The sequence below is a fragment of the Rhodococcus sp. BP-316 genome (assembly GCF_019836105.1).
Classification (GTDB): domain Bacteria; phylum Actinomycetota; class Actinomycetes; order Mycobacteriales; family Mycobacteriaceae; genus Rhodococcoides.
On record NZ_JABUEE010000001.1, the window covers coordinates 393,327 to 420,071 of the forward strand.

Here is a 26,745-nt window from a genome sequence, read left to right on the forward strand (position 1 = left end):
TCGGCGTTCGTGATCGACTCGCGCACACGTGCTCGACGGGTCGTGGCAGGGCGGACACACCGCGGCTCACCACGCCGCACCTGGACCCACCGGTGAACCGTCCGTACCGGTAGAATCCACGACGACGAAGGGTGTGATTGTGAAGGATCTGGTGGACACCACCGAGATGTATCTCCGGACCATCTACGACTTGGAAGAAGAAGGGGTCGTTCCCCTGCGCGCCCGCATCGCCGAGCGCCTCGAGCAGAGCGGACCGACCGTGAGCCAGACCGTGGCTCGGATGGAGCGCGACGGGCTGCTCCTGGTCGCGGGCGACCGGCATCTGCAGCTGACGGAGAAGGGCCGCGAGCTCGCGGTCGCCGTGATGCGCAAGCACCGGCTCGCCGAGCGGCTGCTCGTGGACGTGATCGGCCTGCGCTGGGAGGACGTGCACGCCGAGGCCTGCCGCTGGGAGCACGTCATGAGCGAGGAGGTCGAACGTCGCCTCGTCGAGGTGCTGGACAACCCGACCACCTCGCCGTACGGGAACCCGATTCCCGGTCTCGCACTGCTGGGTTCGTCCCGGCCGACCGAGCAGCCGGAGGATCTGGTGCGCCTCAGCGACATCGCGCCCGGAACGCCCACCGCCGTGGTGGTGCGCCGCCTCGCGGAGTACGTGCAGTCCGACCCCGACACGATCGCGCGCCTGCGCGAGGCCGGAGTCGTCCCGGACGCGCGCGTCACCGTGTCCGTCACGCCGGGCGCGGTCACCATCACCGTGCCGGGCCACGACGACGTCGACTTGTCCGAGGAGATGGCGCACGCCGTTCAGGTCCGCACCATCTAGCTGCTCGGGTCTCTCGCGGAGTTCCCAGACACAGGAATCGGAGTTCGAGTGAAGTTCGTGGTGACCGGCGGCGCCGGCTACGTCGGCAGTGTGTGTGCGGCCGTCCTGATGGAGAACGATCACGACGTCGTCGTGGTCGATGATCTGTCCACCGGCAACGCCGACGGGGTGCCCGCGGGTGCGGAGTTCGTCGAGGGCCCCGTCGCCGAGGTCGTCTCGTCCGTGCTCGGACGCGAGAAGGTCGACGGGGTCCTCCACTTCGCGGCTCAGTCGTTGGTCGGCGAGTCGGTGGAGAAGCCGGAGAAGTACTGGCGCGGCAACCTCGGTGCGGCGCTGGAACTGCTCGATGCCATCGTCGAGCACCAGGTTCCGCGGCTCGTGTTCTCCTCGACCGCCGCGACGTACGGGGAGCCCGAGCGCACGCCCATCACGGAGGACTTTCCCACTCGGCCCACCAACCCGTACGGAGCCAGCAAGCTCGCGATCGACCACGCGATCACGGGATACACCGCGGCGCACGGGTTCGGGGCGACCAGCCTTCGGTACTTCAACGTGGCCGGAGCACACGCCGGCCTCGGCGAGAACCGTGTCGTCGAGACCCACCTCATTCCTCTCGTCCTGCAGGTCGCTCTCGGACACCGTGAGTCCATCTCGGTGTTCGGCACCGATTGGCCGACACCGGACGGTACGGCCGTCCGTGACTACATTCACGTCCGCGATCTAGCCGACGCGCACCTGCGCGCCCTGTCCCAGAGCGTCCCCGGGAGTCACCGGATCTTCAATCTGGGTAGTGGCGAAGGGTTCTCGGTGCGCGAGGTCATCGACGCGTGCCGCCGCGTCACCGGCGTCGACATCGCCGTCACGGACGCACCCCGGCGAGCCGGCGATCCGGCAGTGCTCGTCGCGTCGAGCGAGAAGGCCATGGCCGAGCTCGGCTGGAAGCCCGAGCTCACCGATCTCGACGTGATCGTCGCGGACGCCTGGGCGTTCCTGCAGTCTCTCGGCGACAGGGCGCATTCCGCCCGTCGCTGACCCCGGGCCTCACACCGCGTCCGGCGGCAGCTCGACCCCCAGATCCTCCGCCAGTGACCGCGCGGACAGCACGAGCTCACGCACCACGGTGGGTCGCACACCGTTCTGCAGAGCCGTGTCCAGCAGTTGCGCGAAGCGGTACTCCGGATCCGCGGTCAACGCCGTCTGCAGCGCCACCCCGGCGAGCGGTCCGTCTCCGCGCAGGTACGCCCACGCCCCCAGCATCGTCGCGGGGTGCGCTCGGTCCGGTCCGCTGACCCGCCGCGTCAGCTCGACCCACACCGCCTCGGCCGTGGGTCCCAGCGCGGTCGTCGCGAGGCCGAGAACGGCGTCCCGCACCGCGATCGTGCTGATCGCCACCATGATGCGTGCCGCCGTCAGGTGGTCGAGCTCGTCGGAGGCGTGCAGTGCCTCGAGGAAGACGACCGTGTCCGCCAGCAGGTCCGAGTGGCCGACCGGCCCGTCCTCCAGCTCGACCCGCAGTCGGCTGTTGCGGAACCGTTCGCACTCCGACTCCGGAACGGGTTGCAGCAGCAGCGCGATCTCCGACCGGGACGTGCGGATCTGCCGTCCCGCCATCACGCGGGACGCCGCGACCTGCGACGATCCGGGATCGGGCAGCGTGCCGCACCGCGGATCACCACCCAGGCTGCGCCACCGCTGACCGACCGCCAGGTGGGACACGTGGTGCACACCGAACAGGTCGATCCCGCGCGGGTCGAGTGTGTCCCGCAGCGCATCGGCCACCACCTCGTACGGCATCGTGAACTTCGACCCGGTGATCAGCACCGCGACGACCGCGTCCAGACCCTCTCTCGTGCAGACCTCGCCGCACCGCTCGATCACGTCGGCGAGCTCGGGTGAGTCGAGCCGGTCGGAGAGGTCCTGCCGCATGCACATCTCCACGACGGTGGGGCTGCCGGTGCTGAGGCAGATGAGCACGATGGACCGCGCCGGCACGAAGCCGAGCAGAGCCGGAACGGCGGCGATGAGGTCGCCCACCGACGTCACGACGGGGTGGTCCGCCGTCGTGGACGACGGGGATCGATGGCGGGGAACGGGGTAAGGGCGTCGAGTCATGAGGAGGACTGTCCGCGTGCGGCCCACAGGTCCTCCGGGGTCGACCTGGGCCGATGAAACGGCCTGTGGATCGGCCCGCGCCCGGGGATGGACGCTCGCGCGGCTGCCACACTCGTCAGGAGACGACGAGAGGCAACCGTGCGCGCAGTGATCCAGCGAGTGAGCGAAGCGACCGTTCGAGTCGACGGCGTGGAGGTCGGACGTATCGGCGCCGGACTCCTGGCCCTCGTCGGGGTGTCACCGTCGGACGGCGCCGCGGACGTCGAGCACGTCGCCCGCACGATCGCGGATCTCCGCATCCTGCCGGACGAACGATCCGTCTCGGACGATCCCGACGCAGCCGAGGTCCTCGTCGTGTCCCAGTTCACGCTGTACGGGGACACGCGCAAGGGCCGTCGGCCGTCGTGGAACGGTGCGGCGGCAGGCGACGTCGCAGAACCGCTGGTCGATGCGGTGGTGGCGTCGCTCCGGGTGCGCGGCATCACGGTCGCGACGGGTGTGTTCGGCGCGCACATGGCGGTGCAGTCGGTGAACGACGGGCCCATGACCGTCCTCGTCGACAGCCCCTGAATCAGCGGCCTCGTCGGCGCCGCGGACGGCGCCACACCACTTCCTCAGGCAACATCCAGCCGCGACGGCGCGCGAGGAGACACAGGGCCGCGCCGACCACGGTCGCGGCGATCAGAGCGATCGTCGGTTGCCCCGCAGCCTGCACCACCACGAGGGTGGCGCTCGCGATCAGGGCGCACGACGCGTAGAGCGTGTTGCCACCGAAGATGGTGGGGATGCGCCCCACCGCGACGTCGCGGATCGCACCGCCGCCCACCGCGGTGACGGCGCCGAGCCCGATGGCCGGAAGCCACCCGAGCCCGACGCCCAAGGTCTTCTGCGCTCCCGCCGCGGCCCAACAGCCGAGTGCCAGCGCGTCGACGTAGGGGAAGACGCGGTCCCACCCACGCCCTTCGAAGCGCACGGCGAACGCGACGACGGCACCGATCAGCGCCACCGTCAGATAGCGGTAGTCGGTGAGTGCGACGGGCGGCCCGGCCTGGAGCAGGGTGTCGCGGATGATGCCGCCGCCGAGCCCCGACACGATGGCGAGAACCGAGAAGCCGACCAGGTCGAAGCGGAAGGCCCGAGCGACGGCGCCGCCGAGAAGGGCATTGGCGAAGACACCCGTGAGGTCGAGGACCCGGAACAGCTCGGGCACTGCCCATGACATGGGCTATCCCCCGGCCTTGACCTTCTGCACCGCGGCGGTGAACGTCCGGTCGAGCGTGGCGGAGTCGGGCGTCAGTTCCCCGAAGGACATGTACGTCGCCGTGACGCGGACGTCGTCGACCTGGGCGAGCAGCGACAGCATGGACTGCGTGACCTCGCCCGCCTGGCCACCGGAGGTGACGGTACGACGTAGCGCGAGGGTGTCGTCGGCACCGATGGGCGGCGGCGGGACGATGTCGGTGGTCACCAGGCTCGTCACACCGGCTGAGGTGGCCTCGACCTCGGAGCACTGCTCCCAGAGTGCCTTCCGATCCTCCAGCGTCGTGTCCACCCGCGACAACTCGATGGAGATGGTGGCCCGGTCGTCGGGATCGGTCGCGACGAGCAGTGCCGTCGAGTCGGGATCGGACGATCGTGCCTCGGGCTTGCATCCCGTCGGTTCGACGGACGCGTCGGCCGCGATGCCGTCGAGGTCCTGAGCCGCCTGCGCCACGGCCTGCGGGGGCAACACCACGGCCTGGTACGGCGCCGTGAAGGTGCTGGGATCGAGGAGCAGGGCCGACAGCGATCCCGCCGCGTCGGGACTCGCCGAGGTGCTGGACGAAGAGCTCGACGGTGTGGTGGTGGTCGACGACGACGATCCGGGTGCACTGGACGGCGCGGCGGAGGGCGGCGGACCGCCGGCCTCCGGCGTCCCGCTCACCGTGGAGCCACCGCATCCCGCCAGCACGGCGGAAGCGAGGGCGACGAGCGCACCGGCACGCACCGCGGACACTCTGCTGGTGGCACCGGTACTCGTCGCTCGCGTCTGCATGTCTCCCCTGTCGGTGAGGTCCCCGGGCGTCCGGTGACCGTGCGTGGCCTCGACGCTGCCACACCGGCGCCCGCCCGCCCGCGGGCCACACCGAGGGGTGTCCGGTTCGTTACCCGGCACTCGGCTCAGGATCCGCGTGCGATCCATTCCTCGAGATGGGGCGATTCGTCGCCGATGGACGTCCCGTCCCCGTGTCCGGTGTTGACCACCGTCTCCGGTGACAGGGCGAACAGTCGTTCCCGGATGCTGCCGATGATCGTCGGGAAGTCCGAGTAGGACCGCCCGGTGGCACCGGGCCCGCCGGAGAACAACGTGTCGCCGCTGAAGAGCTGACCGGCCTCGGGGAGATACAGGCAACTCGATCCCGGTGAGTGACCCGGCGTGTGCAGGACCTCGATCTCGGTGCCGGCGACCGAGATCCGGTCCCCGTCCGCCAGATCACGGTGAGCCAGTCCCGGGTGCGTCTGTTCCCAGAGCACGTCGTCTGCCGGGTGCAGCAGGATCGGTGCGTCGAGCCGCTCCGCGAGCTCGGGCGCGACCGTCACGTGGTCGTTGTGTCCGTGGGTGCACACCACGGCGACGACCTTCCGGCCACCGACCGCGTCGATGATCGGGGCCGCGTCGTGCGCCGCGTCGACGATCACCACCTCGGAGTCGTCGCCGACGATCCAGATGTTGTTGTCGACGGCCCAGGATCCGCCGTCGAGCTCGAACGTGCCCGTGGTGACGACCTTCTCGACCCGGAAGCCGGACGGCGCGGTCACAGGACCACCACCGAACGCAGGACCTGCCCCTTGGCCATGGTGTCGAACGCCGCCTCGACGTCGTCCAGCGCGATGCGCTCGGTCACGAACTTCTCCAGCGGCAGACGACCCTGCTGGTACAGGTCGACCAGCATCGGGAAGTCGCGCTCGGGAAGGCAGTCGCCGTACCAGGAGGACTTGAGTGAACCGCCGCGACTGAAGAAGTCGATCAACGGCATCTCGAGCGTCATGTCCGGCGTCGGGACACCGACCAGGACGACGGTGCCGGCCAGGTCGCGGGCGTAGAAGGCCTGCTTCCACGTCTCGGGACGTCCGACGGCGTCGATGACCACGTCGGCACCGAAGCCGCCCGTCAACTCCTGGATGGCCTCGACAGCGTCCACGTCGGAGGCGTCGACGGTGTGCGTGGCACCCAGGCCCGTCGCCCACTCGAGCTTGCCCTTGTCGCGGTCCACCGCGATAATCGTGCCCGCTCCTGCCAGCCGGGCACCGGCGATGGCGGCGTCGCCGACACCACCGCAGCCGATCACCGCGACCGAGTCGCCGCGACCGACGTTGCCGGTGTTCATCGCCGCACCGAGGCCTGCCATGACGCCGCAGCCGAGCAGTCCGACGACGGCGGGGTCGGCGGAGGGATCGACCTTGGTGCACTGGCCCTCGTGCACGAGGGTCTTGTCGGCGAAGGCGCCGATGCCCAGTGCGGGCGAGAGTTCCGTGCCGTCCTCGAGTGTCATCTTCTGCGAGGCGTTGTGCGTGTCGAAGCAGTACCAGGGCTCACCGCGCTTGCAGGCACGACACTGACCGCACACCGCGCGCCAGTTGAGCACCACGAAGTCGCCGACCTCGACGTGGGTGACCGCGTCGCCGACCGTCTCCACGATGCCGGCCGCCTCGTGGCCGAGCAGGAACGGGAACTCGTCGTTGATGCCACCCTCGCGGTAGTGCAGGTCGGTGTGGCAGACGCCGCAGGCCTGCACCCGCACGACCACGTCGTTGGAGCCCGGATCGGGAATGACGATCGTCTCGAGGGACACCGGAGCACCCTTGCTCCGAGCGACGACGCCGCGGACCTGCTGTGGCATTTCTTGCCTCCATCTGTCGGTACTGCCGGGTGCTGCGAACCTGACCGTCACCCTAACGATGCACAGGTGCGAACTGCTGCATCGGAGAGGTGTTCACCCAGTCGTGACACGCGCGGCACACCGGATTCTCCTGACGGGACTACTTGTTGGGGCATGTCGGACCAACTCGAATACGACCTGGTAGTCATCGGTTCCGGACCGGGAGGGCAGAAGGCCGCGATCGCGGCGGCGAAACTGGGCAAGCGCGTCGCCATCATCGAGAAGGGCAGCATGCTCGGCGGCGTGTGCGTCAACACGGGCACCATCCCGTCGAAGACGCTGCGCGAGGCGGTTCTCTATCTGACAGGCCTCAATCAACGCGAGCTCTACGGAGCGAGCTATCGCGTCAAGGCGAACATCACGCCGTCGGATCTGCTGGCCCGGACGTCCCACGTGATCGGCAAGGAGGTCGAGGTCGTCCGATCGCAATTACTGCGCAACCGAATAGAGTTGATCACCGGCGAGGGCCGGTTCCTCGACGCGCACACCATCGCGGTGGACGACCGCAGTCGCGGCGAGCGCATCACGGTCGGCGCGCGGAACGTCGTGATCGCCACCGGGACGGCGCCCGCCCGTCCCGACGACGTCGAGTTCGACAACTACCGCGTGCTGGACTCCGACGGCATTCTGGATCTGCAGTTCATCCCGTCGTCGATGGTGGTGGTCGGAGCCGGCGTCATCGGGATCGAGTACGCCTCCATGTTCGCGGCGCTCGGATGCAAGGTGACCGTGGTCGAGAAGCGCGACACCATGCTCGACTTCTGTGACCGTGAGATCGTCGAGTCGCTGCAGTTCCACCTGCGCGACCTCGCGGTCACGTTCCGCTTCGGCGAGGCGGTCACGGCCGTCGACGTGGGTCCGTCGGGAACGGTCACCACGCTGGCGAGCGGGAAGAAGATCCCGGCCGAGACGGTGATGTACTCGGCCGGACGTCAGGGCATGACCGACGGGCTGGATCTGGAGAAGGCCGGACTCGAGGCGGACGCCCGAGGACGGATCGACGTCGACGACGACTTTCAGACCAAGGTGGACACGATCTACGCGGTCGGTGATGTCATCGGATTCCCCGCGTTGGCCGCGACGTCGATGGATCAGGGCCGACTGGCCGCGTATCACGCCTTCGGCGAGCCAGGGAACAAGCTCACCGACCTTCAGCCCATCGGCATCTACTCCATCCCGGAGGTGTCCTACGTCGGCGCGACCGAGGTGGAACTGACGAAGAACTCCGTTCCCTACGAGGTGGGCGTGTCCCGCTACCGCGAACTCGCGCGCGGACAGATCGCGGGAGACTCCCACGGGATGCTGAAACTGATCGTGTCCACCGTCGACCGTCGGGTTCTCGGCGTGCACATCTTCGGTTCCGGCGCGACCGACCTCGTGCACATCGGCCAGGCGGTCATGGGGTGCGGGGGCACGGTCGACTATCTGGTCGACGCCGTCTTCAACTATCCGACCATGTCCGAGGCGTACAAGGTCGCGGCGCTGGACGTCGCCAACAAGATCCGGGCTCTGGAGGCTTTCACGCGCTGACCGGCGACGGCGGGGAATGTCGGGGTCCCCGCCGTCGTTGGGAGGAGAAACGGGTGAAGCCCGGTCGCGCAGGGTCGCTGTGGGAAAATGGGGTAACCGCACAGTGGTGCCCCGGCAGGACACGCACGGCGACGAGGAAGGACACCGGCATGGACGAGAAGTCGAGAATGTACGAGCTGGAGTTTCCAGCGCCCCGAGTGTCGTCCGAGGACGGCGTGGGTCCGGTGCTGGTTCACGGCCTCGAGGGTTTCTCCGACGCAGGTCACGCGGTCAAGCTGGCCACCACGCATCTGCGCGAGACCCTGGAGACCGAACTGGTGGCGTCCTTCGACGTCGACGAGCTGCTCGACTACCGCTCACGTCGCCCCATGATGACGTTCTCCGCCGACCACTTCTCCGATTACGACGAGCCGCACCTCAATCTCTACGCGGTGCAGGACGCCGTGGGCACCCCGTTCCTGCTGTTGGCGGGTCTCGAACCCGACCTGAAGTGGGAGAAGTTCACCACCGCGGTGCGTCTGCTGTCGGAGCAGCTCGGAGTACGCCGCACCATCGGCCTCAACTCCATTCCCATGGCGGTGCCGCACACCCGGCCGCTGGGCGTCACCGCCCACTCCAGCGACACCGACCTGGTGGGCGAGCACCACAAGTGGTCGGGTGAGCTGCAGGTGCCGGCCAGCGCCTCGTCCCTGCTCGAGTACCGCATGGCTCAGCACGGCCACGAATCGATGGGCTTCTCGGTGCACGTGCCGCACTACCTGGCACAGACGGCGTACCCGAGCGCGGCGGAGACGCTGCTCGAACTGGTCGCCGAATCGTCGAAGCTGACCATCCCGTTGAACGCACTGACGGAATCCGCGGCACGGGTGCGCGAGCAGGTCGACCAGCACGTCGAGGGCAACCCGGAGGTCCAGTCCGTGGTCCAGGCACTCGAGCGTCAGTACGACACCTTCGTCACGGCGCAGGAGCAGCAGTCGACGCTCCTCGCCGCGGACGAGGAACTGCCCAGCGGCGACGAACTGGGTGCCGAGTTCGAGAAGTTCCTCGCGGAGCAGACCGAGTTCGTCGAGGACGAGCCGTCGCCCGAGACGCACGAGGGTCCCGAGGACGGAACAGACCGCTCCTGACGTCACGAGTTCTTACCCAGCCGTAACCCGACGGCTGTGTGAACGGTGACGATCCCGGTTTACGCTCGGTCGGCGACACACACGGTGCCGCCGATCGAGAGGGGCCGGGATGTCCGACACACGCCGCCGCGCCCTGCGTCCGGTTCCCGACGCGGAACCGCGGCTGCACTTCCGCACGGTGCACGGTTATCGACGTGCCTTCCGGATGGCGGGAGACGGACCGGTACTGCTGCTGATCCACGGCATCGGTGACAGCTCCGAGACCTGGCTCGACGTGCTCCCCCATCTCGCGTCGAAGTACACCGTCATCGCGCCGGACCTGCTCGGCCACGGACTGAGCGACAAGCCTCGTGCCGACTACTCGGTGGCCGCATACGCGAACGGCATCCGCGATCTGCTCGTCACCCTCAACATCGACGCGGTGTCCGTGGTGGGCCACTCGCTCGGCGGCGGTGTGGCCATGCAGTTCGCCTACCAGTATCCGGACATGGTCGAGCGCCTCGTCCTCGTCTCGGCGGGCGGTGTCACCAAAGACGTCCACCCGGCGCTGCGACTCATGTCCACACCCATCGTCAACGAGGCGTTCAAGTTGCTGCGCCTGCCCGGCGCCATGCGCATGCTGCGCATGGCGGGCGCTGCGATCGACCAGTTGGACGGCACTCCTCTGCACCCCGGGGCCGTCCTGCACGACACACCCGATCTGGTCCGCGTTCTCGGCAACCTCCTCGACTCCACCGCCTACGACGCCTACCTGCGCACGCTGCGGGCCGTCGTCGACTGGCGCGGGCAGGTGGTCACCATGCTCGACCGGTGTTACCTGACCGAGAACCTGCCCGTGCAACTCATCTGGGGTGATCAGGACACGGTCATCCCCATCGCCCACGCGACGCTCGCGCACGCCGCGATGCCCGGCTCCCGCCTCGACGTCTTCGCCGGCGCCGGCCACTTCCCGTACCGCGACGATCCGATGCGCTTCCTCGAGGTCCTGGAGAACTTCCTCGGGACGACGATGCCGCTGAAGTTCGACGAACAGCGATGGCGGCAGATGCTCGTCTCCGGTGTCGGCGAGGACGCCATCACCGGCAGTGCGACGACGAGGCAGGCGGTCCTGGGTGCCATGGGGTCGGACGAGAGGTCGGCTACGTAACCTGTAGTGATGCTGCTGACCGAGATGGTTCCTGACTCCGCGTCGGCCGACGATCTGTACGACGCGTTCACCACCTGGGTCTCCGACCGTGGACTCGAGCTGTATCCGCTGCAGGACGAGGCCGTCATCGAGTTGGTCTCCGGCAACAACGTCGTGCTCGCCACCCCCACGGGGTCGGGAAAGTCGATGGTGGCCATCGCCGCTCACTTCGCCGCGTACGCGGCCGGCATCCGATCGTTCTACACGGCGCCGATCAAGGCGCTCGTCAGCGAGAAGTTCTTCGCACTGTGCGAGATCTTCGGTGCGGACAAGGTCGGCATGGTCACGGGCGACGCCTCGGTCAATGCGTCGGCACCCATCATCTGTGCGACAGCGGAGATCGTCGCCAACATGGCACTGCGGGAGGGGCCGGACTCGTCCATCGGCCAGGTGATCATGGACGAGTTCCACTACTATTCCGAGCCCGATCGCGGCTGGGCGTGGCAGGTGCCGCTCATCGAGCTTCCCCACGCCCAGTTTCTGCTGATGTCCGCCACTCTCGGCGACGTCTCCTTCTTCCGCGACGACCTGACCCGCCGGACCGGACGGGTCACCACCGTCGTCGAAGGCTCCGAACGCCCTGTGCCCCTGATGTTCTCCTACCGACTCACACCCGTCGTCGAGACCATCGAGGAACTCGTCTCCACGCACCTCGCACCCGTCTACGTCGTGCACTTCACGCAGGCCTCCGCACTCGAACGGGCTCAGGCGCTCACCTCGATCACCGTCGCCTCCAAGGAGACCCGTGCGGCCATCGCCGAGGCCATCGGTGGCTTCCGGTTCACCACCGGATTCGGTAAGACGTTGTCCCGCTTGGTCCGTCACGGCATCGGCGTGCACCACGCGGGCATGCTGCCGCGCTACCGGCGGCTCGTCGAGAAGCTGGCGCAGGAGGGTCTGCTCGCCGTGATCTGCGGAACGGACACTCTCGGCGTCGGGATCAACGTGCCCATCCGCACCGTGCTGCTCACCGGACTGACGAAGTACGACGGTGTTCGCACGCGCCAGTTGCGCGCCCGCGAGTTCCATCAGATCGCCGGTCGCGCAGGCAGAGCCGGCTACGACACGCTCGGCACCGTCATGGTGCAGGCACCCGAACACGAGGTCGAGAACGCCCGACTCGTCGCAAAGGCGGGCGACGATCCCAAGAAGCTGAAGCGTATTCAGCGCAAGAAAGCACCCGACGGTTTCGTCTCCTGGGGCAAGCCCAGTTTCGAGCGACTCGTGGCGGCGAGCCCCGAGCCGCTGACGTCGAAGTTCACCGTCAACAACTCGATGTTGCTCAACGTCATTGCCCGGCCGGGCAGTTGCTTCGACGCGATGCGGCATCTGCTCGAGGACAACCACGAGACCAGGGCGAACCAACGGCGACACATTCTCCAGGCGGTGCGGTTGTACCGGGGTCTACGCGACGCCGGCATCGTCGAACAGCTTCCCGAGCCGGACGAGGACGGGCGCACCGCACGGCTCACCGTCGACCTGCAGCGCGATTTCGCTCTCAATCAGCCGCTGTCGCCGTTCGCCCTCGCGTCGTTCGAGCTGCTCGACCAGGAGTCGCCGTCCTACGCGCTCGACGTGGTGTCCGTCATCGAGGCCACCCTGGACGACCCCCGCCAGATCCTGATGGCCCAACAACACGCGGCGCGCGGCGAGGCAGTGGCGCAGATGAAGGCGGACGGTCTCGAGTACGAGGAGCGTATGGAGCTGCTCGAGGAGGTCACGTGGCCCAAGCCGCTGGCCGATCTTCTGGGCCCCGCCTTCGAGATCTACCGCGGTGGGCACCCCTGGCTGTCCGAGTTCGGTCTCTCCCCCAAGTCCGTGGTGCGCGACATGATCGAGAAGTCGATGACGTTCACGGAGCTGATCTCGCACTACGGTCTCTCCCGCTCGGAGGGGTCCGTCCTGCGGTACCTCGCCGACGCGTATCGCGCTCTGCGACAGACGGTTCCACCGGAGGCGCGCACCGAGGACGTCCAGGACATCACCGAATGGCTCGGCGAGACCGTGCGCCAGGTCGACTCCAGCCTTCTCGACGAGTGGGAGAACCTCACCGATCCGACGTTCGAGGAGGACGGCACACCCGTCGTCGCGTACGGAGCCGACACACCGAAACCCATCTCCGCGAACCCCCGAGCGTTCCGGATCATGGTGCGCAACGCCCTGTTCCGACGCGTCGAGCTGGCGTCCCGTGGGCGCTGGGACCTCCTCGAGGAGCTGGGCGACGAGGTCGACTGGCAGGACGAGCTCGAGCCCTACTTCGAGGAGTACGGCGAGATCGGCATGACGCCCGCCGCCCGCGGACCGCACCTGTTCTCGTTCGTCCAGACGCGTGAGGAGACCACTGCGCGTCAGGTTCTCGACGATCCGGACGGCGACCACGGCTGGTCGCTGGACGCGACGGTGGACGTCGAGGAGTCCGACGCCCTCGCCGAGATCGTGTTCGACGACATCACCGTCACCGCAGGCTGAGAGGAAGACCATGTCATTCGACGTCCATGTCGTGCGGGTGTTCACCGACGACCAGGGTCGGTGGGGCAACCCTCTCGGCATCGTCGACGCTGCGTCCGTTGCCCCGTCGGATCGCCAGTCCGTGGCGCACGACCTGCAGTACAGCGAGACGGTGTTCGTCGATGTTCCCGAGAGCCCTGTCGACTCCGCCGCCCTCCGCATTCACACGCCCGCCGTCGAGTTGCCGTTCGCCGGGCACCCCACCGTGGGCACAGCAGCATGGCTGGCCGGCCGCGGAACTCCGGTGGAGACGTTGCTCGTCCCCGCGGGCGAGGTTGCCGTCCGAGTCGCCGGCGACACCACCTACGTCCGTGCACGGCCCGAATGGGCACCACACTTCGAGTTCCGTCAGGTCCGGGGCGCCGACGAGGTTCTGGCCGTGGACCCCGCCGAGTTCACCACGGGCCACCACTACGTCTGGGCATGGGTGGACGAGGAGCGCGGGGCGATCCGGTCACGCATGTTCGCCCCCGACATGGGCGTCCCGGAGGACGAAGCAACGGGCGCGGCCGCCGTCCGGGTCACCGAACTGCTCGGGCGCGATCTGAGCATCGTGCAGGGCCGAGGCTCGGTCCTGTCGACCACGCTCTCCGACGACGGATGGGTGGAGCTCGGTGGGCGCGTGGTGGCGGACACCTCGCGCACCGTTGCGAGCCACTGAAACAGACCGACCGTAACGGAACGGGTCGACGCCGACGATGACACTGCATGAGAACATTCCGGGCCGCGCTCCTCGCCTGCACCGTCATCGTTCTGTCGTCCTGCGGTGCCGAGAACAGTGCGCCGACGGAGCCGAGCGTGGCGCCGTCGACAACGATCTCCACGCAGACCACGACGACTGCCGCCGCACCACCCCCCGCCGGCGCGCAGACGGTCACCGAGACAGTCGACGTCGAACCGATCTACACCGAACCCGTCCAGGCGGAGCCGGTGATTGTCGACTGCCAGATGGGCCTGGGACCGGTCGTCACGTACTGGTCGGACGGAACGGTCACGGGGTACAGCGACTACTGCCAGTCCGTTCACGATCAGGTCCTACAAAGCGAGATTGCCGCGAACACGCCGACCTGCGATGGTTCCGTCTGCACATATCCGAACGGCGCCTCGTACCCGGATCCGAATGCGGCGCCTGATGACAGGTGCACGAACCAGATCGACTACGCCGGCGACCCGAGATCGAACGCGGAGATCAACTCGCTCGGAGAAACGAACGGCGTCTGTCCTGCACCGATCGCGTGACAGACCGAAACCACTAGTCCAGCACGACCGCGATCTCACGCCCCAGCTCGACACCCTCCGCCAAAGGAAGGTGATCACCGCTCCAGAAGCGGCCGGGGTCGTACCAGTTCGCGCGGCGCCGCGGTGGCTTCAGGCCCACCTTGTCGAAAGGCTTCAGCGGCGTCGGTGACTCTCGTGGATCGAGCAGACCCATCGCCTCGTACGTCAGGGCCACCACCTCCGCGCAGTAGGCGGTCTCGAGTCGACGGTCGTCCTTGGCCGACACCGCTGGGAGCCGCCCCGCGAACCATCTACCCGCCAGCTTCACGGTGGTCGGGAATGCGGTGCCGTCGAGTCGCGCGATGGTCCGCATCAGCTCGTCTTCTTGTTCACGCGTGATCGGCGACTGCAGTTGCCGGAACCAGCATTTCTGGTCGTAGCGCTCGCCCCAGTGAGTGACGGCGTCGCGTAGGTCGTGCAGCTGCACGCCGCGCTGATGGCGCCCGGTCCACATGTCGGGCAGTGACTGGCCCAACTCGGCATGCCACATCAAGGGCGGCAGGTCGTCGAGGACCACGGCCATGCCCACGTGATTCACCGGGCTGTTCGTCAGCGTCTGGATCGCTCGATCCGCCGCCGACCGGCCGCGGAAGATCCAGAGATCGCCTGTCCGCGTGGTCTCCACGGCGGTGGCGAGGTTGACTGAGGACACTCCGTCGACGCTCATCGACGACGAGCCTAGTTCGTGGCGCTAGCCTTCATGAATGGCTGCACGATCCCGAAAGATCTCCGTGCGCGGTCTGCTGAAGGTCGCAGGTCTCGCCGGCGCCGTCGGCGTGGCAGCGTCCGGCGTCCTCGTCGCCCGCAACGAGCGTCAGCGTCGTCAGTACGAACCGGACGAAGTGCGCGAGCGGTTGCACCAGCGGCTGGCCGTGGCCACGTCCACGAAGCGCTAGCGTTCGATCGTCACCTCGTAGCCGATCGGAGTGGTGATCGAGCGAGCGAGCGCAGTCGCGGGAAAACGCTCGTCGCGCCGATAGTCCCCCAGTCGGCGCGCGAGCGCCTCGGCAACCTGTCCGGGCGCGTCATCGCCCACCAGCAGTCGCAGCCTGTCGTCGCCCGGGCTGCGGACATGGTCGACGATCGCCGCCGCAGCATCCGCGGGCGCCGTCCCACCGCCCGTCCCCTCTCGCGGCCACGGCACGGCGGGAGTGCCGAACACCGCGGTCCGCAGATCGTCGTAGTCGGGAGACGGAGCGCTGAATCGCATGCTTCCTGTGCCCCACTGGGTGTCGACCGCGCCGAGCTCCGCGATGCTCACGCGAATCCCGAAATCCTTCACCTCAGCTGCCATCGCCTCACTGAAGGCTTCGAGCGCCCACTTCGACGCGGCGTACAGACCCAGGGTGGGCATCGTGCCGACGGCTCCGACGGTCGATATCTGCACGATGTGGCCGGACCGCCGAGGCCGCATGACCTCGACAGCCGCTTGACTGAGCCAGAGCGCACCGAAGAAGTTCGTGTCGACGATGTCGCGGGCCTCCTGCTCCGTCGTCTCCTCGATGGCACCCACCGCCCCGTGACCCGCGTTGTCGACCAGTACGTCGAGGCGGCCGAACTTCTCGACGACGGACGAGACGACCGCCCGCGCCGCGCCGCGATCGCGCACGTCCAGGTGATCGACGACGAGTCGCTCGTGAGCGGGAAGGTCTGCCTCGCCCCTCACGGTCGCGATCACGCTGTCCCCCACGTCGAGCACACGGTCCACGAGCGCGCGACCGAGCCCTCGACTCGCACCGGTGATCAGCCACACCCGGCCGCTCATGATCCGACCCCCGCTCGACGGGTGTACTCGGCGATGACGACTCCGGAGTCGAACGCCCGCAGTCGGGTGCGCTCGAACGGCCGGTCAGCGTATCGGGCACCGGCGAACAGGCGCACACCGTCTCCGAGAACAACCGGGTTGATCTTCAGGACGAGTCGGTCGATCTGGTCGACGAGGTCACCCGCCAGCGCTCCCCCACCCGCCAGCCAGATCCCGGCGCCGTCCTCCCCACGAAGTCGGTCGAGGGTGGCTGCCGGATCGTTCGTGACGGTCACGTCATCGGACTCGGATCGGCGGTGCCGGGATGCCACGAACTGCCGCAGGTGCGGATAGGGGCTGACGATGCCGACGTCCAGGGCCGCGGAGTATGTCGTCCACCCCATGATCACCGTGTCGAACATCGTTGCGTCCGAATGGATCCCGAGCGCGTCCTGCACGTGTCCGGGAAGAGTGTCCGCGAACTCGTCCAGGAGCACGTCCATATGGTCGCCCTCGTCGAGGAACGCGCTCCAGGTGCCGTCGGGAGCCGCGATGAATCCGTCGAGGCTCGTGGCGACGTAGTAGGTCAGTTCTCGCATGGGCGAACCCCTCTCGGTCGGCCCTTGCACGGTAGGTGCTCGACCAGCGACCGCGCGACCCCATTTTCGTGGTGGGTGCAATCGGGGCGCGCCTGACACCACATGATTGCGACACATTCTGCGGATCGGTGGACATCGTGACGATCGTGTGGCAGAAAACGCACGCAGGGGTGATAGCCGCCGATGCCGAGGTTCGATGCCCGGATGGCTGTCATGACACGGCGGTGACCGCGTGGCAGAGGACACGTACCGCGCGCGGCCCGGGTTTCGTACCGTCGAACGATGTGGCGACGACGCGTGCGCGGGCCTCTCGTACCCGAGGGAACGCTGGCCGCAGCAGCGGCGACGCAAGGGCTTGTTCTCGACACGTCTCAGCTCGAGGCCGCAACCCGTCTCGAAACCATGGCCGGCCAGGGGATCTACCTCTGGGGTCCGCCCGGTCGGGGCAAGAGCTGGCTGATGGACACCTTCCTCGCGGAGGCACGCACCAGCCGGACGACGAGGACACACTGTCACCGCTTCTTCACCGACCTGCACGCCGAGCTGAACCTGCGCGCTCACGACCTCGACGCCGCGCTCGATCACATGCTAGGTGATGCGGAACTGGTGTGCTTCGACGAGTTCCACGTCCATGACCCGGCGGACGGCATCTTCGTCGACCGACTGCTCGACGCGTTGTTCCGGCGGCCCGTCAGAGTGATCCTGACGTCGAACTACCCTCCGCGACGGCTGCTTCCGAACCCTCTGTTCCACAGCATGTTCGAGCCCACCATCCACCGCATCGAGCAGGCACTGGCGATCGTGCACGTCGACGGCCCGATCGACTATCGCACCCTGGACCTCGACACACCGCGCAGCGGGTTCGCCGCGGGACGGTGGATGACCGGGGACCGATTCTCCGATCGGCGAGAACCAGGTGACGGAGACGCGGCCTCACTCTCGATCGGAATACGTACGGTCGTCGCTCGAGCTGTGCGTCCGGACCTGGTGTGGTTCACGTTCGACGCTCTGTGCGCGCGACCCACCGCACCGTCCGACTTCCTCGAGCTCGCGGACCGATTTCCTCGGTGGGTCATCAGCGAGGTACCGGGACCCGACCGCCTCGGACGAGACGCCGCCCATCGGTTCGGCAGCCTCGTCGACGTGCTCTACGACGCGTCGATACGCACCGATTTTCTCGCGGAGGTTCCACTCGGACAGTTCCTCCTGAGCCGGCATCTTCCGGTCGATGCCGAACGTATGGCGAGCCGCCTGAGCCAGTTGCAGACGACCCCGTGAGCAGCCGTCCCGCGGATCGAATCGGTTCCCGCTGATGCTGCAGCATCCACCACTCCCGATGACGTCCGCGGGAACTACGGCGACTCCACCAACTCCGGCCCCGCGGGGAAGTCGAGCACGTATTCCTCGCCCACGTCCCCCACAGCATCGGACGCGGCGGTCGTCAGGACGATGCGGTGGTCGTCCAGAGATCGGATGCGCACTGTGCGCCCCTCGAACCGGAATCTGTTCATGAGGAACCGGAGGCCGCGGCGCTCCAACGCTTCTTCCGCATCGGGCCACTCCGACACCGCCGACAGGGGTCGACCCAGTCGATCGATGGGGATCAGATTCGGAGTCGCCGTCTGCATGTCGATCCACCCGACCACCTCGCCGTCCTCGCGGGCGTGCGGGATCCAGTGATCGGGCACTGCCACGACGCTCAGCTCACCGTGGCGTCCAGCGCCCGCGCGGTGGCGGACGCCATCTGTTCGACCTGCTCGTCGGTCATGACGAACGCCGGCGAGAACTGGATCGCGCCGTTGCCGGCCGCTCGCGCGGAGACACCTTCGCGGCGCAGAGTCTTGACGAACGGCATCGCGTAGGACGGATCGGCGAACTGCACCGCGGCGACGACACCCATCCCACTGCGGACCTCGCTGACCAGGTCGTGCGAGGCCAGGGGTGAGAGATGCCGGTGCAGCGTGGCTTCGAGGCGCGACGCGTGCGTCAGCAGGTCCTCCTTCTCGATGATGTCGAGGTTAGCCATGGCCGCGGCAGCGGCGCCGGCGTGCCCGCCGTACGTGTAGCCGTGGCGCCACCAGGCGCCGCCCTCGTAGAACGGCTCGGCGACGCGCGGGGCGACGAAGACCGCACCCATCGGCACGTAGCCCGACGTCAGACCCTTCGCGGTGCACATCATGTCGGGCTCGAGGCCCAGCTTCGACGACGCGAACCACGCTCCGCCGATACGACCGAATCCGGTCACCACCTCGTCGGCCACGAACAGGATGTCGTGGTCGCGGCAGATCTGACGCACCTCGTGCAGGTAGCCCTCGGGCGGCAGGTAGACCCCGCCGGCACCGATGATCGGCTCGGCGAAGAACGCGGCGATGGTGTCCGCGCCCTCCTTCTCGATCAGTTCGAGCAGCGCCTTGCCCTCGTCCCACGCGACCGTCCGCGCGTCCGTCATCAGCTCGCCGTAGTTCTCCCGGTTCAGCGGGAGTCCGGACAGTGCGGTGCCGGCGACGTGCATGCCGTGGTACGCCTTCTGGCGGCCGACGACGACGGTCTTGCCGGGCTTGCCCATCTGGTGCCAGTAACGCCGGGCCAGCTTGGCAGCGGTGTCGATCGAGTCGGAGCCGCCCGAGGTGAAGAAGATCTTGCTGCCCGCGACGGGCGCGATCGCTGCGAGGCGGTCGGCGAGTTCCAGCGTCACGTCGGGAACGACGTCGCCGAACGTCGAGTAGTGCGCGAGCGTGGACAGCTGCCGCGCCACGGCGTCCGCGATGGCGGTGCGGCCGTGACCCACGTTCGTGAACCACAGACCCGCGGTGCCGTCGAGATACTCGGTGCCGGCCGTGTCCCAGATGCGCGCGCCCTCACCTCGGGCGACGACGAATCGGCCGCCGGACTCGACGGTGTGCATGTCGGCGAAGCCGTGCCAGAACGCGGAGGACGTGTGCTGGGGAGTGGTCACGAGAGGTCAGCCTAGGCCACTCGTGGCGTGCTTCCGCGACCGGCGGGACGCCGCTAGTTCGCCCACTCTGTCGACCGCCAGGGCGATGAGCAGGAACGCCACGACCAGGACGGCGAGCCCGATCGCGAGGGGGCCGTACCCCCGCTCCCGCGGGTCCAGGAACGGATACGGGTACCACTCGACGATGGGCCCGCGGATCAGGCTGTAGACCCCGTAGACCACGGGAAAGACCAACCACAGCACCGGCCCGCTCTCCGCGCTGCGACGACGTGGTGGCGCCAGGATCCAGTCGAGAACGATGAGGACGGGCACGATGCGGTGCAGCACCGAGTTGGTCCACGCGTCCTGGATCTGCACGTCGACGTTCGACAGCAACACCGCGTACACGATCCCGGTGATCACCATGTAGGTCGTGGCCGCCCCGCGAAGCCTGTCGAAGGTCTCGGAGCGGGGATCGACGACCCCGCCGATCACGAAGACCACGACGGCCAGCACGTTGCTCAGCACGGTGAAGTAGCTGAAGAAGTTGGCTAGCGAGAATCCGGGGACGTCCGCGGACCGGACGGGGATCCAGATCAGGGCGGCCAGCCCGAGCAGCGCGGCGACGACTCGGAGAACGCGCAGCGCGACAGGGGTGGCGACGCGATCGTCCGGCGGAGTCATGGAGCGATCCTCACACGAGCGCGGTCCTCGGCGCCGAGCAACGAAGCACTAGATCGCGACGCGATGCTCCCTGTCGCCCTGCCATGCGTCCACCGCGTCGGAGACCGGCAGTCCCAGTGCCGCACAGATCTGCAGCACGGTCCCGAAGCTGGGGCTCGCGATCCGACCCACCTCGATCTTGCGGAGCGTCTCGGGTGAGATCCGGGCGTCACGGGCGACGATCTCGGGGTCTCGTCCCGCTCGTGCGGCGCGCAGGACGGCGCCGAGGCGACGACCGGCCTCGACCTGCTCGGGACTCAGGGGAATGCGGACCACGAGGTCAGCATAGCGGTATTCCTGTACCGGTCTGCTACCGTTCGTTGGTATTGAAATACCGACAGGAAGCGATGGACGGATGATCGAGCTCAAGGGCCCTGCCGAGATCGACAAGATGGCGGTGACCGGCGCGTTCGTGGCCGAGACACTGACGACGCTGTCGGAGCAGGCGCAGCCCGGCGTGAACCTGATGGATCTCGAGCATCACTGCCGCGACCTCGTCGCCACCCGCGGCGCGGTGTCCTGCTACTGGGACTACGCCCCCGAGTTCGGCAGCGGGCCGTTCCGCAACGTCATCTGCCTGTCGGTCAACGACCGTGTACTGCACGGCCTCCCGTTCGACCACACGCTCGCCGCTGGGGACGTCCTGAGCCTGGACTTCGCTGTCTCCATCGACGGATGGGTCGCCGACTCGGCGCTGACCGTCGTCGTCGGCGACAACCCTGATCCCGCGGACGTCGAACTGATCGAGAGCACCCGGCGCGCACTGGATGCCGGCATCGCCGCGGCCGTCGTCGGTGGGCGACTCGGGGACATCTCGGCGGCGATCGAGAACGTCGCCCGGGAGACCGGAAAGCAGGTCAACACCGATTTCGGTGGTCACGGCCTGGGCCGGACGATGCACGAGGACCCGCACGTGGCCAACGCCGGCCGTGCGGGATCGGGATTGACACTACGGGCCGGCATGACACTCGCGTTGGAACCCTGGTGGTCCCGCGGGACGGCGAAGCTCGTCATGGACCCGGACGGATGGACCCTCCGGTCGGCCGACGGATCCATGACCGCCCATTCCGAGCACACCATCGCGATCACGGACGACGGGCCACGCATCCTGACACCGCGGTGACGGATAAACTGGCGTGAGCCATGTCGACATCTGCTCCCCCGTCCTCCGGACCCACCCGCCGCGACCTCACGGCACGCCTGTCCGACCTCACCTTCCGTGACGCGCACAGGCTGCGCCGTCGGCTCGACCGCAGCCGCAAGCCCGCCGAACTCGAATCGATCGCTGCCGACATCGGCCGCGCCGAAGCCACGATCGCGGCTCGTCGAGCCTCCGTTCCCACGATCACGTACCCCGAGGCACTGCCGGTGTCCGCCCGCAAGGACGACATCGCAGCCGCCATCGCGGAGAACCAGGTCGTCATCGTCGCGGGCGAGACCGGCTCGGGCAAGACGACACAGATTCCGAAGATCTGCCTCGAGCTCGGTCGCGGCGTCCAGGGCGTCATCGGACACACACAGCCCCGGCGACTGGCCGCCAGGACGGTCGCGGAACGTATCGCCGACGAACTCGGGCAGGAGATCGGCGACGCCGTCGGTTACACGGTGCGCTTCACCGACCACTCCAGCGACAACACCCTCGTCAAGCTGATGACGGACGGCATCCTGCTCGCCGAGATCCAACGGGATCGGCTGCTGCGTCGGTACGACACGATCATCATCGACGAGGCGCACGAGCGCAGCCTCAACATCGACTTCATCCTGGGCTATCTCGCCCGGTTGCTCCCCCAGCGTCCCGATCTGAAGGTCATCGTCACCTCGGCCACCATCGACCCTGGCCGCTTCGCGCACCACTTCGCGGTGAACGGGGTCGACGCGCCGATCGTCGAGGTGTCGGGCCGGACGTTCCCCGTCGAGGTCCGGTATCGGCCGCTCACGGTCGAGAACGGCGAGCAGACCATCGAACTCGACCCGGTCGACGCCACGTGCGACGCCGTCGAGGAACTGCTCACCGAACCGGAGGGCGATGTCCTCGTGTTCCTGTCGGGCGAGCGCGAGATCCGCGACACCGCCGATGCTCTGAAGGATCGCCGACTGCGCAACGTCGAGATTCTTCCGCTCTACGCCCGGCTGTCGGCAGCCGAGCAGCACCGCGTCTTCACCGGCCACACCGGTCGACGAGTCGTGTTGTCCACCAACGTCGCCGAGACGTCGCTCACCGTGCCCGGCATCCGGTACGTCGTCGACCCCGGAACCGCGCGCATCTCGCGGTACTCGCTGCGCACCAAGGTGCAGCGTCTGCCGATCGAACCCATCTCGCAGGCGTCGGCCCGCCAGCGTGCCGGCCGGTGCGGTCGCGTCGCGGACGGCATCTGCATCCGGCTGTACTCGGAGGAGGACTTCGAGGCCCGCCCCGAGTACACGGATCCCGAGATCCTGCGCACGAACCTCGCATCGGTGATCCTGCAGATGGCCTCGCTGGGACTGGGCCGCGTCGACGCGTTCCCGTTCGTCGAGGCACCGGACCCGCGCAGCATCCGTGACGGCCTGGGCCTGCTCGACGAACTCGGGGCGCTCGAGTCGCAGGGCGAGGACGGGCCCGTGCTCACCTCGCTCGGCAAGGAGCTCGCCGGCCTCCCGGTCGACCCGCGCATGGCGCGCATGCTGGTCGAGGCCAACCGCAACGGATGCCTGCGGGAAGTTCTCGTCATCGTCTCGGCGCTCTCGATCCAGGACGTGCGCGAGCGGCCCGCGGAGCATCAGCAGGCCGCCGACGAGATGCACAAGCGTTTCGTGGTGGAAGGTTCGGACTTTCTCGCACTGTGGCAACTGTGGACGTATCTGGGAGACCAGCGCCGAGAGCTGTCCTCCAACCAGTTCCGACGCATGTGCCGATCGGAATTCCTGCATTACCTGCGGATCCGCGAATGGCAGGACCTGCACGGTCAGCTGCGCCAGATCACGCGCAGCCTGGGCTGGACCATGCCTGACGCGGGCGACTCCTCGGAGCCGAACCATGCCGTGATCCACCAGGCACTGCTGCCGGGCCTGTTGTCGCACATCGGTCTTCGTGAGGGCGACAAGAAGGATTTCCTCGGAGCACGTGGGTCGACCTTCGCCGTCTTCCCCGGTTCGAGCCTGTTCCGCAAGCCGCCGCGCTGGATCATGGCGGCCGAACTCGTGGAGACCAGCAGACTCTGGGCCCGGATGGGTGCGCGCATCGAACCCGAATGGGCCGAGAAGCTGGCCCCGCACCTGATCAAACGCCAGTACTCGGAGCCGCACTGGTCGACGAAGCGCGAAGTGGCGATGGCCTACGAACGCGTCACGCTGTACGGCATTCCTCTCGCCGCCCGTCGGCCCGTCACCTTCAGCGGTATCGATGCCGAGGTGTCTCGCGACTTGTTCATCCGCCACGCTCTCGTACAGGGCGAGTGGCGGACGCACCACCGCTTCTTCCACGCGAACCAGGAGATGCGCAGCGACGCCGAGGAACTGGAGTCGCGCGCCCGCCGACGCGACATCGTCGTCGACGACGACACCCTCTTCGCTTTCTACGACGAGCGTGTACCTGCGACCGTGGTGTCGGCCCGTCACTTCGACCGGTGGTGGAAGAAGGCGTCCCGCACGACGCCGGACCTGCTCGACTTCGACCGCGCCACCGTCGTCAACCCGGACGCCGCCGCGGTCGTCGAGGGCGACTACCCCGACGCCTGGCGTCAGGGCGAGGCGCAGTTCCCCCTGACCTACCAGTTCGAGCCGGGCAAGGAGGACGACGGCGTCACCATCACCATTCCCATCGCCCTCCTCCCCCGCGTCGCCGACGTCGGATTCGATTGGCTCGTCCCCGGCATGCGCGTCGAGTTGGTGACGGCCCTGATCAAGACTCTTCCGAAGGAGTTGCGCCGCAACGTCGTCCCAGCGCCCGACCACGCGGTGGCCGCCGTCGCGGCGATGCGACCGAGGACGGAACCACTACTGGTCGCACTGTCGCGTGAACTCACCCGCATGGGCGCCGTGCCGATCGCACCGTCGGATTTCGACCCGTCCGCGCTGCCCCGCCACCTGAAGATGACGTTCGTGGTGGTCGACGATCGCGGCCGTCGACTGGACAAGGACACGTCCCTCTCCGCCTTGCGCACCCGACTCGGTGCTGCCGCGGCCGCTGCGGTCGGCGTCGCCGCCAAGGACTCGGAGAAGGCCCCGGTGACACGGTGGACGTCCGAGACCATCGGCACACTCGAGCCCACCGTCACCCGAACGGTCAACTCGCAGAAGGTGACCGGGTATCCCGCCCTGGTTCCCGAGAAGGGCGGGGTCGCCGTTCGTGTCCTGGGCACCGCCGCCGAGCAGCGAGCAGCGATGCGCGAGGGCACCCGACGCCTCCTGCTCGACGCCATCCCATTGTCGACCAAGAATCTGCTCACCGGACGCTCCCCGGCTCAGCGGCTCGCGCTGGGGCAGAATCCGCACGGAAGCATCGAGGCGTTCGTCGAGGACTGCCGCACCCTCGCGGCCGACGAGCTCATGATGAAGCACGGCGGCCCGGTGTCCACGCCCGAGGCGTATGCGGTGCTGGAGAAGGCGGTCCGGGGCGAGCTCGCCGGCCGGACGGCCGCGGTGCTCCGGGTGGCGGAACCATCTCTCGGTGCCGCGACGAGGGTCCGCCTCGCACTCGACGACGCGACGGGTGATGCCGCGGACGACGTGCGCCAGCAGCTCGACGGGCTGATCTTCCCCGGTTACGTCTTCGAGACCGGCGAAGCGCACCTGCCACATCTTCCGCGCTACCTCGAGGCGGCCGAGCGCCGACTTCGCGCATTCCCGTCCAGCGCTCGCCGCGACGCGGCGGGGATGGACGTGCTGGACCGCGTCTATGCGGACTACGACGCCCTGCTCGGGTCGGTACCGGACTCGGTGGGCCGCAGCGATGCCGTGCGGGAGATCGCCTGGATGATCGAGGAGCTGAGGGTCAACCTGTTCGCTCAGACCCTGGGAACGCTGTACCCGGTGAGCGAGAAGCGGGTGCGCAAGGCCATCGACGACGTCCGACGTGCGGTGCGGCGCTGACTCACCGCTGAGCGGCGGGCTCCGCGTCCTGGGCGGGGGCGGCATCGTGCTCGGCGCGGTGGCGACGAAGGTCCTCGATCTCGCGCTCGAAGTCGTCCGCACTGCTGAACGAGCGGTAGACGGAGGCGAATCGGAGGTAGGCCACCTCGTCGAGATCGCGCAGTGGCCCGAGGATGGCGAGCCCTACCTCGTTGCTGGGGATCTCGGCCGACCCGGAAGCCCGCACCGTGTCCTCGACCTGCTGGGCGAGGAGGACGAGCGCGTCGTTGTCGACCTGGCGGCCCTGGCAGGCCCGACGGACTCCCTTGACCACCTTCTCGCGACTGAACGGCTCACTCACGCCACTGCGTTTCACGACGGAGAGCACTGCTGTCTCCACCGTGGTGAAGCGTCGACCGCATTCGGGGCAGGAACGACGCCGCCGGATCGCCTGGCCCTCTTCCGCTTCACGCGAATCGACGACGCGCGAGTCGGGGTGACGGCAGAACGGGCAGTGCATCGGACAGAGACCCCTCGATGGCTCGGGCATTTTTCGAGCGCCACGGCGGCTCTCGGTGTGTCCAGCGTACCGGGACGGCCTTCCGCGGCCCCGGGGGCGTGTCCGGCCGGTGTCAGCGTCCGGAGACGACGCCCATCTCCACCTGCTCCGAGATGGACGGCTGTGCCGGAACGTCGGCGGAGCGCATGTTCGCCAACCCCACCAGCCCCAAAACGGACACTGCTGTGATCAGCGCCACAGCGATGGGCGTCGCGAATCCGTGTCCCCGACGAGTGCGGTGTTCGACCTGCGAGACACCGTTCGAGCGGCGACGGTAGTCGACAGTGCCGCCGTCGGGGCGGCGGGAGTCGCGCGGAGCGGGGCTGCGGCGGACCGTGGTGCGCTCGCGCACGTCGGTCGTCGTGGACCCGGCCGCGCGGTCGGCCACACCCCAGTAGGAATCGTCGTCGCAGGTCCAGCGCGTGCGGACGGGTGCATGCATGTCGATGGAACGTGCGGTGCCGACAGTCAGCAGGTCACTTCGAGTCATTGCAACCACTCCTCGTGGATAGCCGGTGGCCGTCCGCGTCGCCGATGCACCGAGGTGTTCGAACAACACATTCGCCCACGCGTTCGAATGAACGCATGTTCGATGTATAGCAGTCCGGTCCGACAAAGTGCATCGAACACGCGACACGCTTCGAACAGG

Annotated in this window: 27 protein-coding genes; 13 read left to right on the forward strand and 14 right to left on the reverse strand. The window is 68.1% G+C overall.

The window, feature by feature from the left end; all coding sequences use genetic code 11:
- Window positions 1–139 precede the first annotated feature (139 nt).
- A complete protein-coding gene (locus tag HQ312_RS01795) occupies window positions 140–826 on the forward strand; it encodes a metal-dependent transcriptional regulator (RefSeq protein WP_027505168.1) in 687 nt (228 codons plus the stop codon).
- A gap of 48 nt (window positions 827–874) precedes the next feature.
- Complete coding sequence (galE, locus tag HQ312_RS01800) at window positions 875–1,858, forward strand: UDP-glucose 4-epimerase GalE (RefSeq protein ID WP_222637636.1); 984 nt, start codon at window positions 875–877, stop codon at window positions 1,856–1,858.
- Between the two features lie 9 nt (window positions 1,859–1,867).
- Here galE and HQ312_RS01805 read toward each other — a convergent pair whose 3' ends face one another.
- Window positions 1,868–2,938: a DUF4192 domain-containing protein gene (locus tag HQ312_RS01805; RefSeq protein ID WP_222630939.1), complete on the reverse strand. Its 1,071-nt coding sequence runs from the start codon at window positions 2,936–2,938 to the stop codon at window positions 1,868–1,870.
- 138 nt (window positions 2,939–3,076) lie between these two features.
- Here HQ312_RS01805 and dtd point away from each other — a divergent pair, with 138 nt between their 5' ends.
- A complete protein-coding gene (dtd, locus tag HQ312_RS01810) occupies window positions 3,077–3,508 on the forward strand; it encodes a D-aminoacyl-tRNA deacylase (RefSeq protein ID WP_222637637.1) in 432 nt (143 codons plus the stop codon).
- A gap of 1 nt (window position 3,509) precedes the next feature.
- On the opposite strand, the gene HQ312_RS01815 is transcribed toward dtd, so the two are convergent.
- The 4 genes from HQ312_RS01815 to HQ312_RS01830 all read right to left on the reverse strand — a co-directional run bounded on the left by HQ312_RS01815 (window position 3,510) and on the right by HQ312_RS01830 (window position 6,819).
- Window positions 3,510–4,160 carry a trimeric intracellular cation channel family protein gene (locus HQ312_RS01815; protein ID WP_027505164.1) on the reverse strand — a complete coding sequence of 217 codons (651 nt, stop codon included), beginning with the start codon at window positions 4,158–4,160 and terminating at the stop codon, window positions 3,510–3,512.
- Between the two features lie 3 nt (window positions 4,161–4,163).
- On the reverse strand, window positions 4,164–4,973 hold the full coding sequence (locus tag HQ312_RS01820) for a sensor domain-containing protein (RefSeq protein ID WP_261781966.1): 810 nt from the start codon (window positions 4,971–4,973) through the stop codon (window positions 4,164–4,166).
- A 125-nt stretch (window positions 4,974–5,098) separates the two neighbouring features.
- Complete coding sequence (locus HQ312_RS01825; RefSeq protein ID WP_222637638.1) at window positions 5,099–5,737, reverse strand: MBL fold metallo-hydrolase; 639 nt, start codon at window positions 5,735–5,737, stop codon at window positions 5,099–5,101.
- Window positions 5,734–6,819 (reverse strand): S-(hydroxymethyl)mycothiol dehydrogenase, encoded by a 1,086-nt coding sequence (locus HQ312_RS01830; RefSeq protein ID WP_027505161.1) that lies wholly within the window; start codon window positions 6,817–6,819, stop codon window positions 5,734–5,736. Before HQ312_RS01830 ends, HQ312_RS01825 begins: the two co-directional genes overlap by 4 nt.
- Before the next feature lie 153 nt (window positions 6,820–6,972).
- On the opposite strand from HQ312_RS01830, the gene sthA reads away from it, so the two are divergent.
- The 6 genes from sthA (at window position 6,973) to HQ312_RS21760 (ending at window position 14,448) form a co-directional block, all read left to right on the forward strand.
- Window positions 6,973–8,388, forward strand: a complete 1,416-nt coding sequence (sthA, locus tag HQ312_RS01835) for a Si-specific NAD(P)(+) transhydrogenase (RefSeq protein WP_222637639.1) — start codon at window positions 6,973–6,975, stop codon at window positions 8,386–8,388.
- Window positions 8,389–8,537: 149 nt separating this feature from the next.
- Window positions 8,538–9,515: a proteasome assembly chaperone family protein gene (locus HQ312_RS01840; RefSeq protein WP_204867686.1), complete on the forward strand. Its 978-nt coding sequence runs from the start codon at window positions 8,538–8,540 to the stop codon at window positions 9,513–9,515.
- Between the two features lie 109 nt (window positions 9,516–9,624).
- Window positions 9,625–10,662: an alpha/beta fold hydrolase gene (locus HQ312_RS01845; RefSeq protein WP_027505158.1), complete on the forward strand. Its 1,038-nt coding sequence runs from the start codon at window positions 9,625–9,627 to the stop codon at window positions 10,660–10,662.
- Between the two features lie 9 nt (window positions 10,663–10,671).
- Window positions 10,672–13,170 (forward strand): RNA helicase, encoded by a 2,499-nt coding sequence (locus HQ312_RS01850; protein ID WP_222637640.1) that lies wholly within the window; start codon window positions 10,672–10,674, stop codon window positions 13,168–13,170.
- 10 nt (window positions 13,171–13,180) lie between these two features.
- Window positions 13,181–13,870, forward strand: a complete 690-nt coding sequence (locus HQ312_RS01855) for a PhzF family phenazine biosynthesis protein (RefSeq protein WP_222637641.1) — start codon at window positions 13,181–13,183, stop codon at window positions 13,868–13,870.
- Window positions 13,871–13,917: 47 nt separating this feature from the next.
- A complete protein-coding gene (locus HQ312_RS21760; protein ID WP_261781967.1) occupies window positions 13,918–14,448 on the forward strand; it encodes a hypothetical protein in 531 nt (176 codons plus the stop codon).
- Between the two features lie 13 nt (window positions 14,449–14,461).
- Here the strand turns inward: HQ312_RS21760 and HQ312_RS01865 are convergent, their stop codons facing one another.
- Window positions 14,462–15,154, reverse strand: coding sequence for a hypothetical protein (locus HQ312_RS01865; protein WP_222637642.1), 693 nt, complete (start codon window positions 15,152–15,154; stop codon window positions 14,462–14,464).
- Between the two features lie 37 nt (window positions 15,155–15,191).
- Here HQ312_RS01865 and HQ312_RS01870 point away from each other — a divergent pair, with 37 nt between their 5' ends.
- On the forward strand, window positions 15,192–15,383 hold the full coding sequence (locus HQ312_RS01870; protein ID WP_037185345.1) for a hypothetical protein: 192 nt from the start codon (window positions 15,192–15,194) through the stop codon (window positions 15,381–15,383).
- Here HQ312_RS01870 and HQ312_RS01875 read toward each other — a convergent pair.
- Window positions 15,380–16,252 carry an SDR family NAD(P)-dependent oxidoreductase gene (locus HQ312_RS01875; protein WP_261781336.1) on the reverse strand — a complete coding sequence of 291 codons (873 nt, stop codon included), beginning with the start codon at window positions 16,250–16,252 and terminating at the stop codon, window positions 15,380–15,382. The genes HQ312_RS01870 and HQ312_RS01875 overlap by 4 nt on opposite strands.
- Window positions 16,249–16,830 carry a dihydrofolate reductase family protein gene (locus tag HQ312_RS01880; protein WP_222637643.1) on the reverse strand — a complete coding sequence of 194 codons (582 nt, stop codon included), beginning with the start codon at window positions 16,828–16,830 and terminating at the stop codon, window positions 16,249–16,251. The genes HQ312_RS01875 and HQ312_RS01880 overlap by 4 nt, the downstream gene beginning before the upstream one ends.
- A 282-nt stretch (window positions 16,831–17,112) precedes the next feature.
- On the opposite strand from HQ312_RS01880, the gene zapE reads away from it, so the two are divergent.
- Complete coding sequence (zapE, locus tag HQ312_RS01885; RefSeq protein ID WP_222637644.1) at window positions 17,113–18,108, forward strand: cell division protein ZapE; 996 nt, start codon at window positions 17,113–17,115, stop codon at window positions 18,106–18,108.
- A 74-nt stretch (window positions 18,109–18,182) separates the two neighbouring features.
- Here the strand turns inward: zapE and HQ312_RS01890 are convergent, their stop codons facing one another.
- From HQ312_RS01890 to HQ312_RS01905, 4 genes are read right to left on the reverse strand one after another with little or no spacing between them, the layout of a single operon-like run.
- A complete protein-coding gene (locus HQ312_RS01890; RefSeq protein ID WP_222637645.1) occupies window positions 18,183–18,524 on the reverse strand; it encodes a hypothetical protein in 342 nt (113 codons plus the stop codon).
- Window positions 18,525–18,529: 5 nt separating this feature from the next.
- The gene (locus tag HQ312_RS01895) at window positions 18,530–19,735 is read right to left on the reverse strand and encodes an aspartate aminotransferase family protein (RefSeq protein ID WP_222637809.1); all 1,206 of its coding nucleotides are present in this window, start codon (window positions 19,733–19,735) and stop codon (window positions 18,530–18,532) included.
- A gap of 57 nt (window positions 19,736–19,792) precedes the next feature.
- Window positions 19,793–20,449, reverse strand: a complete 657-nt coding sequence (locus HQ312_RS01900) for a Pr6Pr family membrane protein (protein ID WP_222637646.1) — start codon at window positions 20,447–20,449, stop codon at window positions 19,793–19,795.
- A 48-nt stretch (window positions 20,450–20,497) separates the two neighbouring features.
- Window positions 20,498–20,764, reverse strand: coding sequence for a helix-turn-helix domain-containing protein (locus HQ312_RS01905; RefSeq protein ID WP_027505150.1), 267 nt, complete (start codon window positions 20,762–20,764; stop codon window positions 20,498–20,500).
- 79 nt (window positions 20,765–20,843) lie between these two features.
- On the opposite strand from HQ312_RS01905, the gene map reads away from it, so the two are divergent.
- Both map and hrpA read left to right on the forward strand, forming a co-directional pair.
- Window positions 20,844–21,611, forward strand: coding sequence for a type I methionyl aminopeptidase (map, locus tag HQ312_RS01910; RefSeq protein ID WP_027505149.1), 768 nt, complete (start codon window positions 20,844–20,846; stop codon window positions 21,609–21,611).
- 20 nt (window positions 21,612–21,631) lie between these two features.
- A complete protein-coding gene (gene hrpA / locus HQ312_RS01915) occupies window positions 21,632–25,558 on the forward strand; it encodes an ATP-dependent RNA helicase HrpA (protein WP_222637647.1) in 3,927 nt (1,308 codons plus the stop codon).
- Window position 25,559: 1 nt separating this feature from the next.
- Here hrpA and nrdR read toward each other — a convergent pair whose 3' ends face one another.
- Together nrdR and HQ312_RS01925 are read right to left on the reverse strand one after the other, a co-directional pair.
- Window positions 25,560–26,057 carry a transcriptional regulator NrdR gene (nrdR, locus tag HQ312_RS01920; RefSeq protein WP_027505147.1) on the reverse strand — a complete coding sequence of 166 codons (498 nt, stop codon included), beginning with the start codon at window positions 26,055–26,057 and terminating at the stop codon, window positions 25,560–25,562.
- A gap of 112 nt (window positions 26,058–26,169) precedes the next feature.
- On the reverse strand, window positions 26,170–26,586 hold the full coding sequence (locus HQ312_RS01925) for a hypothetical protein (RefSeq protein WP_027505146.1): 417 nt from the start codon (window positions 26,584–26,586) through the stop codon (window positions 26,170–26,172).
- Between the last annotated feature and the right edge of the window lie 159 nt (window positions 26,587–26,745).

Excerpts from the sequence above, each read along its gene's own strand:
- HQ312_RS01805 (WP_222630939.1), bottom strand. The coding sequence starts at position 2,938 with ATGACTCGACGCCCTTACCCCGTTCCCCGCCATCGATCCCCGTCGTCC.
- HQ312_RS01815 (WP_027505164.1), bottom strand. The coding sequence starts at position 4,160 with ATGTCATGGGCAGTGCCCGAGCTGTTCCGGGTCCTCGACCTCACGGGT.
- HQ312_RS01820 (WP_261781966.1), bottom strand. The coding sequence starts at position 4,973 with ATGCAGACGCGAGCGACGAGTACCGGTGCCACCAGCAGAGTGTCCGCG.
- HQ312_RS01830 (WP_027505161.1), bottom strand. The coding sequence starts at position 6,819 with ATGCCACAGCAGGTCCGCGGCGTCGTCGCTCGGAGCAAGGGTGCTCCG.
- sthA (WP_222637639.1), top strand. The coding sequence starts at position 6,973 with ATGTCGGACCAACTCGAATACGACCTGGTAGTCATCGGTTCCGGACCG.
- HQ312_RS01840 (WP_204867686.1), top strand. The coding sequence starts at position 8,538 with ATGGACGAGAAGTCGAGAATGTACGAGCTGGAGTTTCCAGCGCCCCGA.
- HQ312_RS01845 (WP_027505158.1), top strand. The coding sequence starts at position 9,625 with ATGTCCGACACACGCCGCCGCGCCCTGCGTCCGGTTCCCGACGCGGAA.
- HQ312_RS01850 (WP_222637640.1), top strand. The coding sequence starts at position 10,672 with ATGCTGCTGACCGAGATGGTTCCTGACTCCGCGTCGGCCGACGATCTG.
- HQ312_RS01855 (WP_222637641.1), top strand. The coding sequence starts at position 13,181 with ATGTCATTCGACGTCCATGTCGTGCGGGTGTTCACCGACGACCAGGGT.
- HQ312_RS21760 (WP_261781967.1), top strand. The coding sequence starts at position 13,918 with ATGAGAACATTCCGGGCCGCGCTCCTCGCCTGCACCGTCATCGTTCTG.
- HQ312_RS01865 (WP_222637642.1), bottom strand. The coding sequence starts at position 15,154 with ATGAGCGTCGACGGAGTGTCCTCAGTCAACCTCGCCACCGCCGTGGAG.
- HQ312_RS01870 (WP_037185345.1), top strand. The coding sequence starts at position 15,192 with ATGGCTGCACGATCCCGAAAGATCTCCGTGCGCGGTCTGCTGAAGGTC.
- HQ312_RS01875 (WP_261781336.1), bottom strand. The coding sequence starts at position 16,252 with ATGAGCGGCCGGGTGTGGCTGATCACCGGTGCGAGTCGAGGGCTCGGT.
- HQ312_RS01880 (WP_222637643.1), bottom strand. The coding sequence starts at position 16,830 with ATGCGAGAACTGACCTACTACGTCGCCACGAGCCTCGACGGATTCATC.
- zapE (WP_222637644.1), top strand. The coding sequence starts at position 17,113 with ATGTGGCGACGACGCGTGCGCGGGCCTCTCGTACCCGAGGGAACGCTG.
- HQ312_RS01895 (WP_222637809.1), bottom strand. The coding sequence starts at position 19,735 with ATGCACACCGTCGAGTCCGGCGGCCGATTCGTCGTCGCCCGAGGTGAG.
- HQ312_RS01900 (WP_222637646.1), bottom strand. The coding sequence starts at position 20,449 with ATGACTCCGCCGGACGATCGCGTCGCCACCCCTGTCGCGCTGCGCGTT.
- map (WP_027505149.1), top strand. The coding sequence starts at position 20,844 with ATGATCGAGCTCAAGGGCCCTGCCGAGATCGACAAGATGGCGGTGACC.
- hrpA (WP_222637647.1), top strand. The coding sequence starts at position 21,632 with ATGTCGACATCTGCTCCCCCGTCCTCCGGACCCACCCGCCGCGACCTC.
- nrdR (WP_027505147.1), bottom strand. The coding sequence starts at position 26,057 with ATGCACTGCCCGTTCTGCCGTCACCCCGACTCGCGCGTCGTCGATTCG.
- HQ312_RS01925 (WP_027505146.1), bottom strand. The coding sequence starts at position 26,586 with ATGACTCGAAGTGACCTGCTGACTGTCGGCACCGCACGTTCCATCGAC.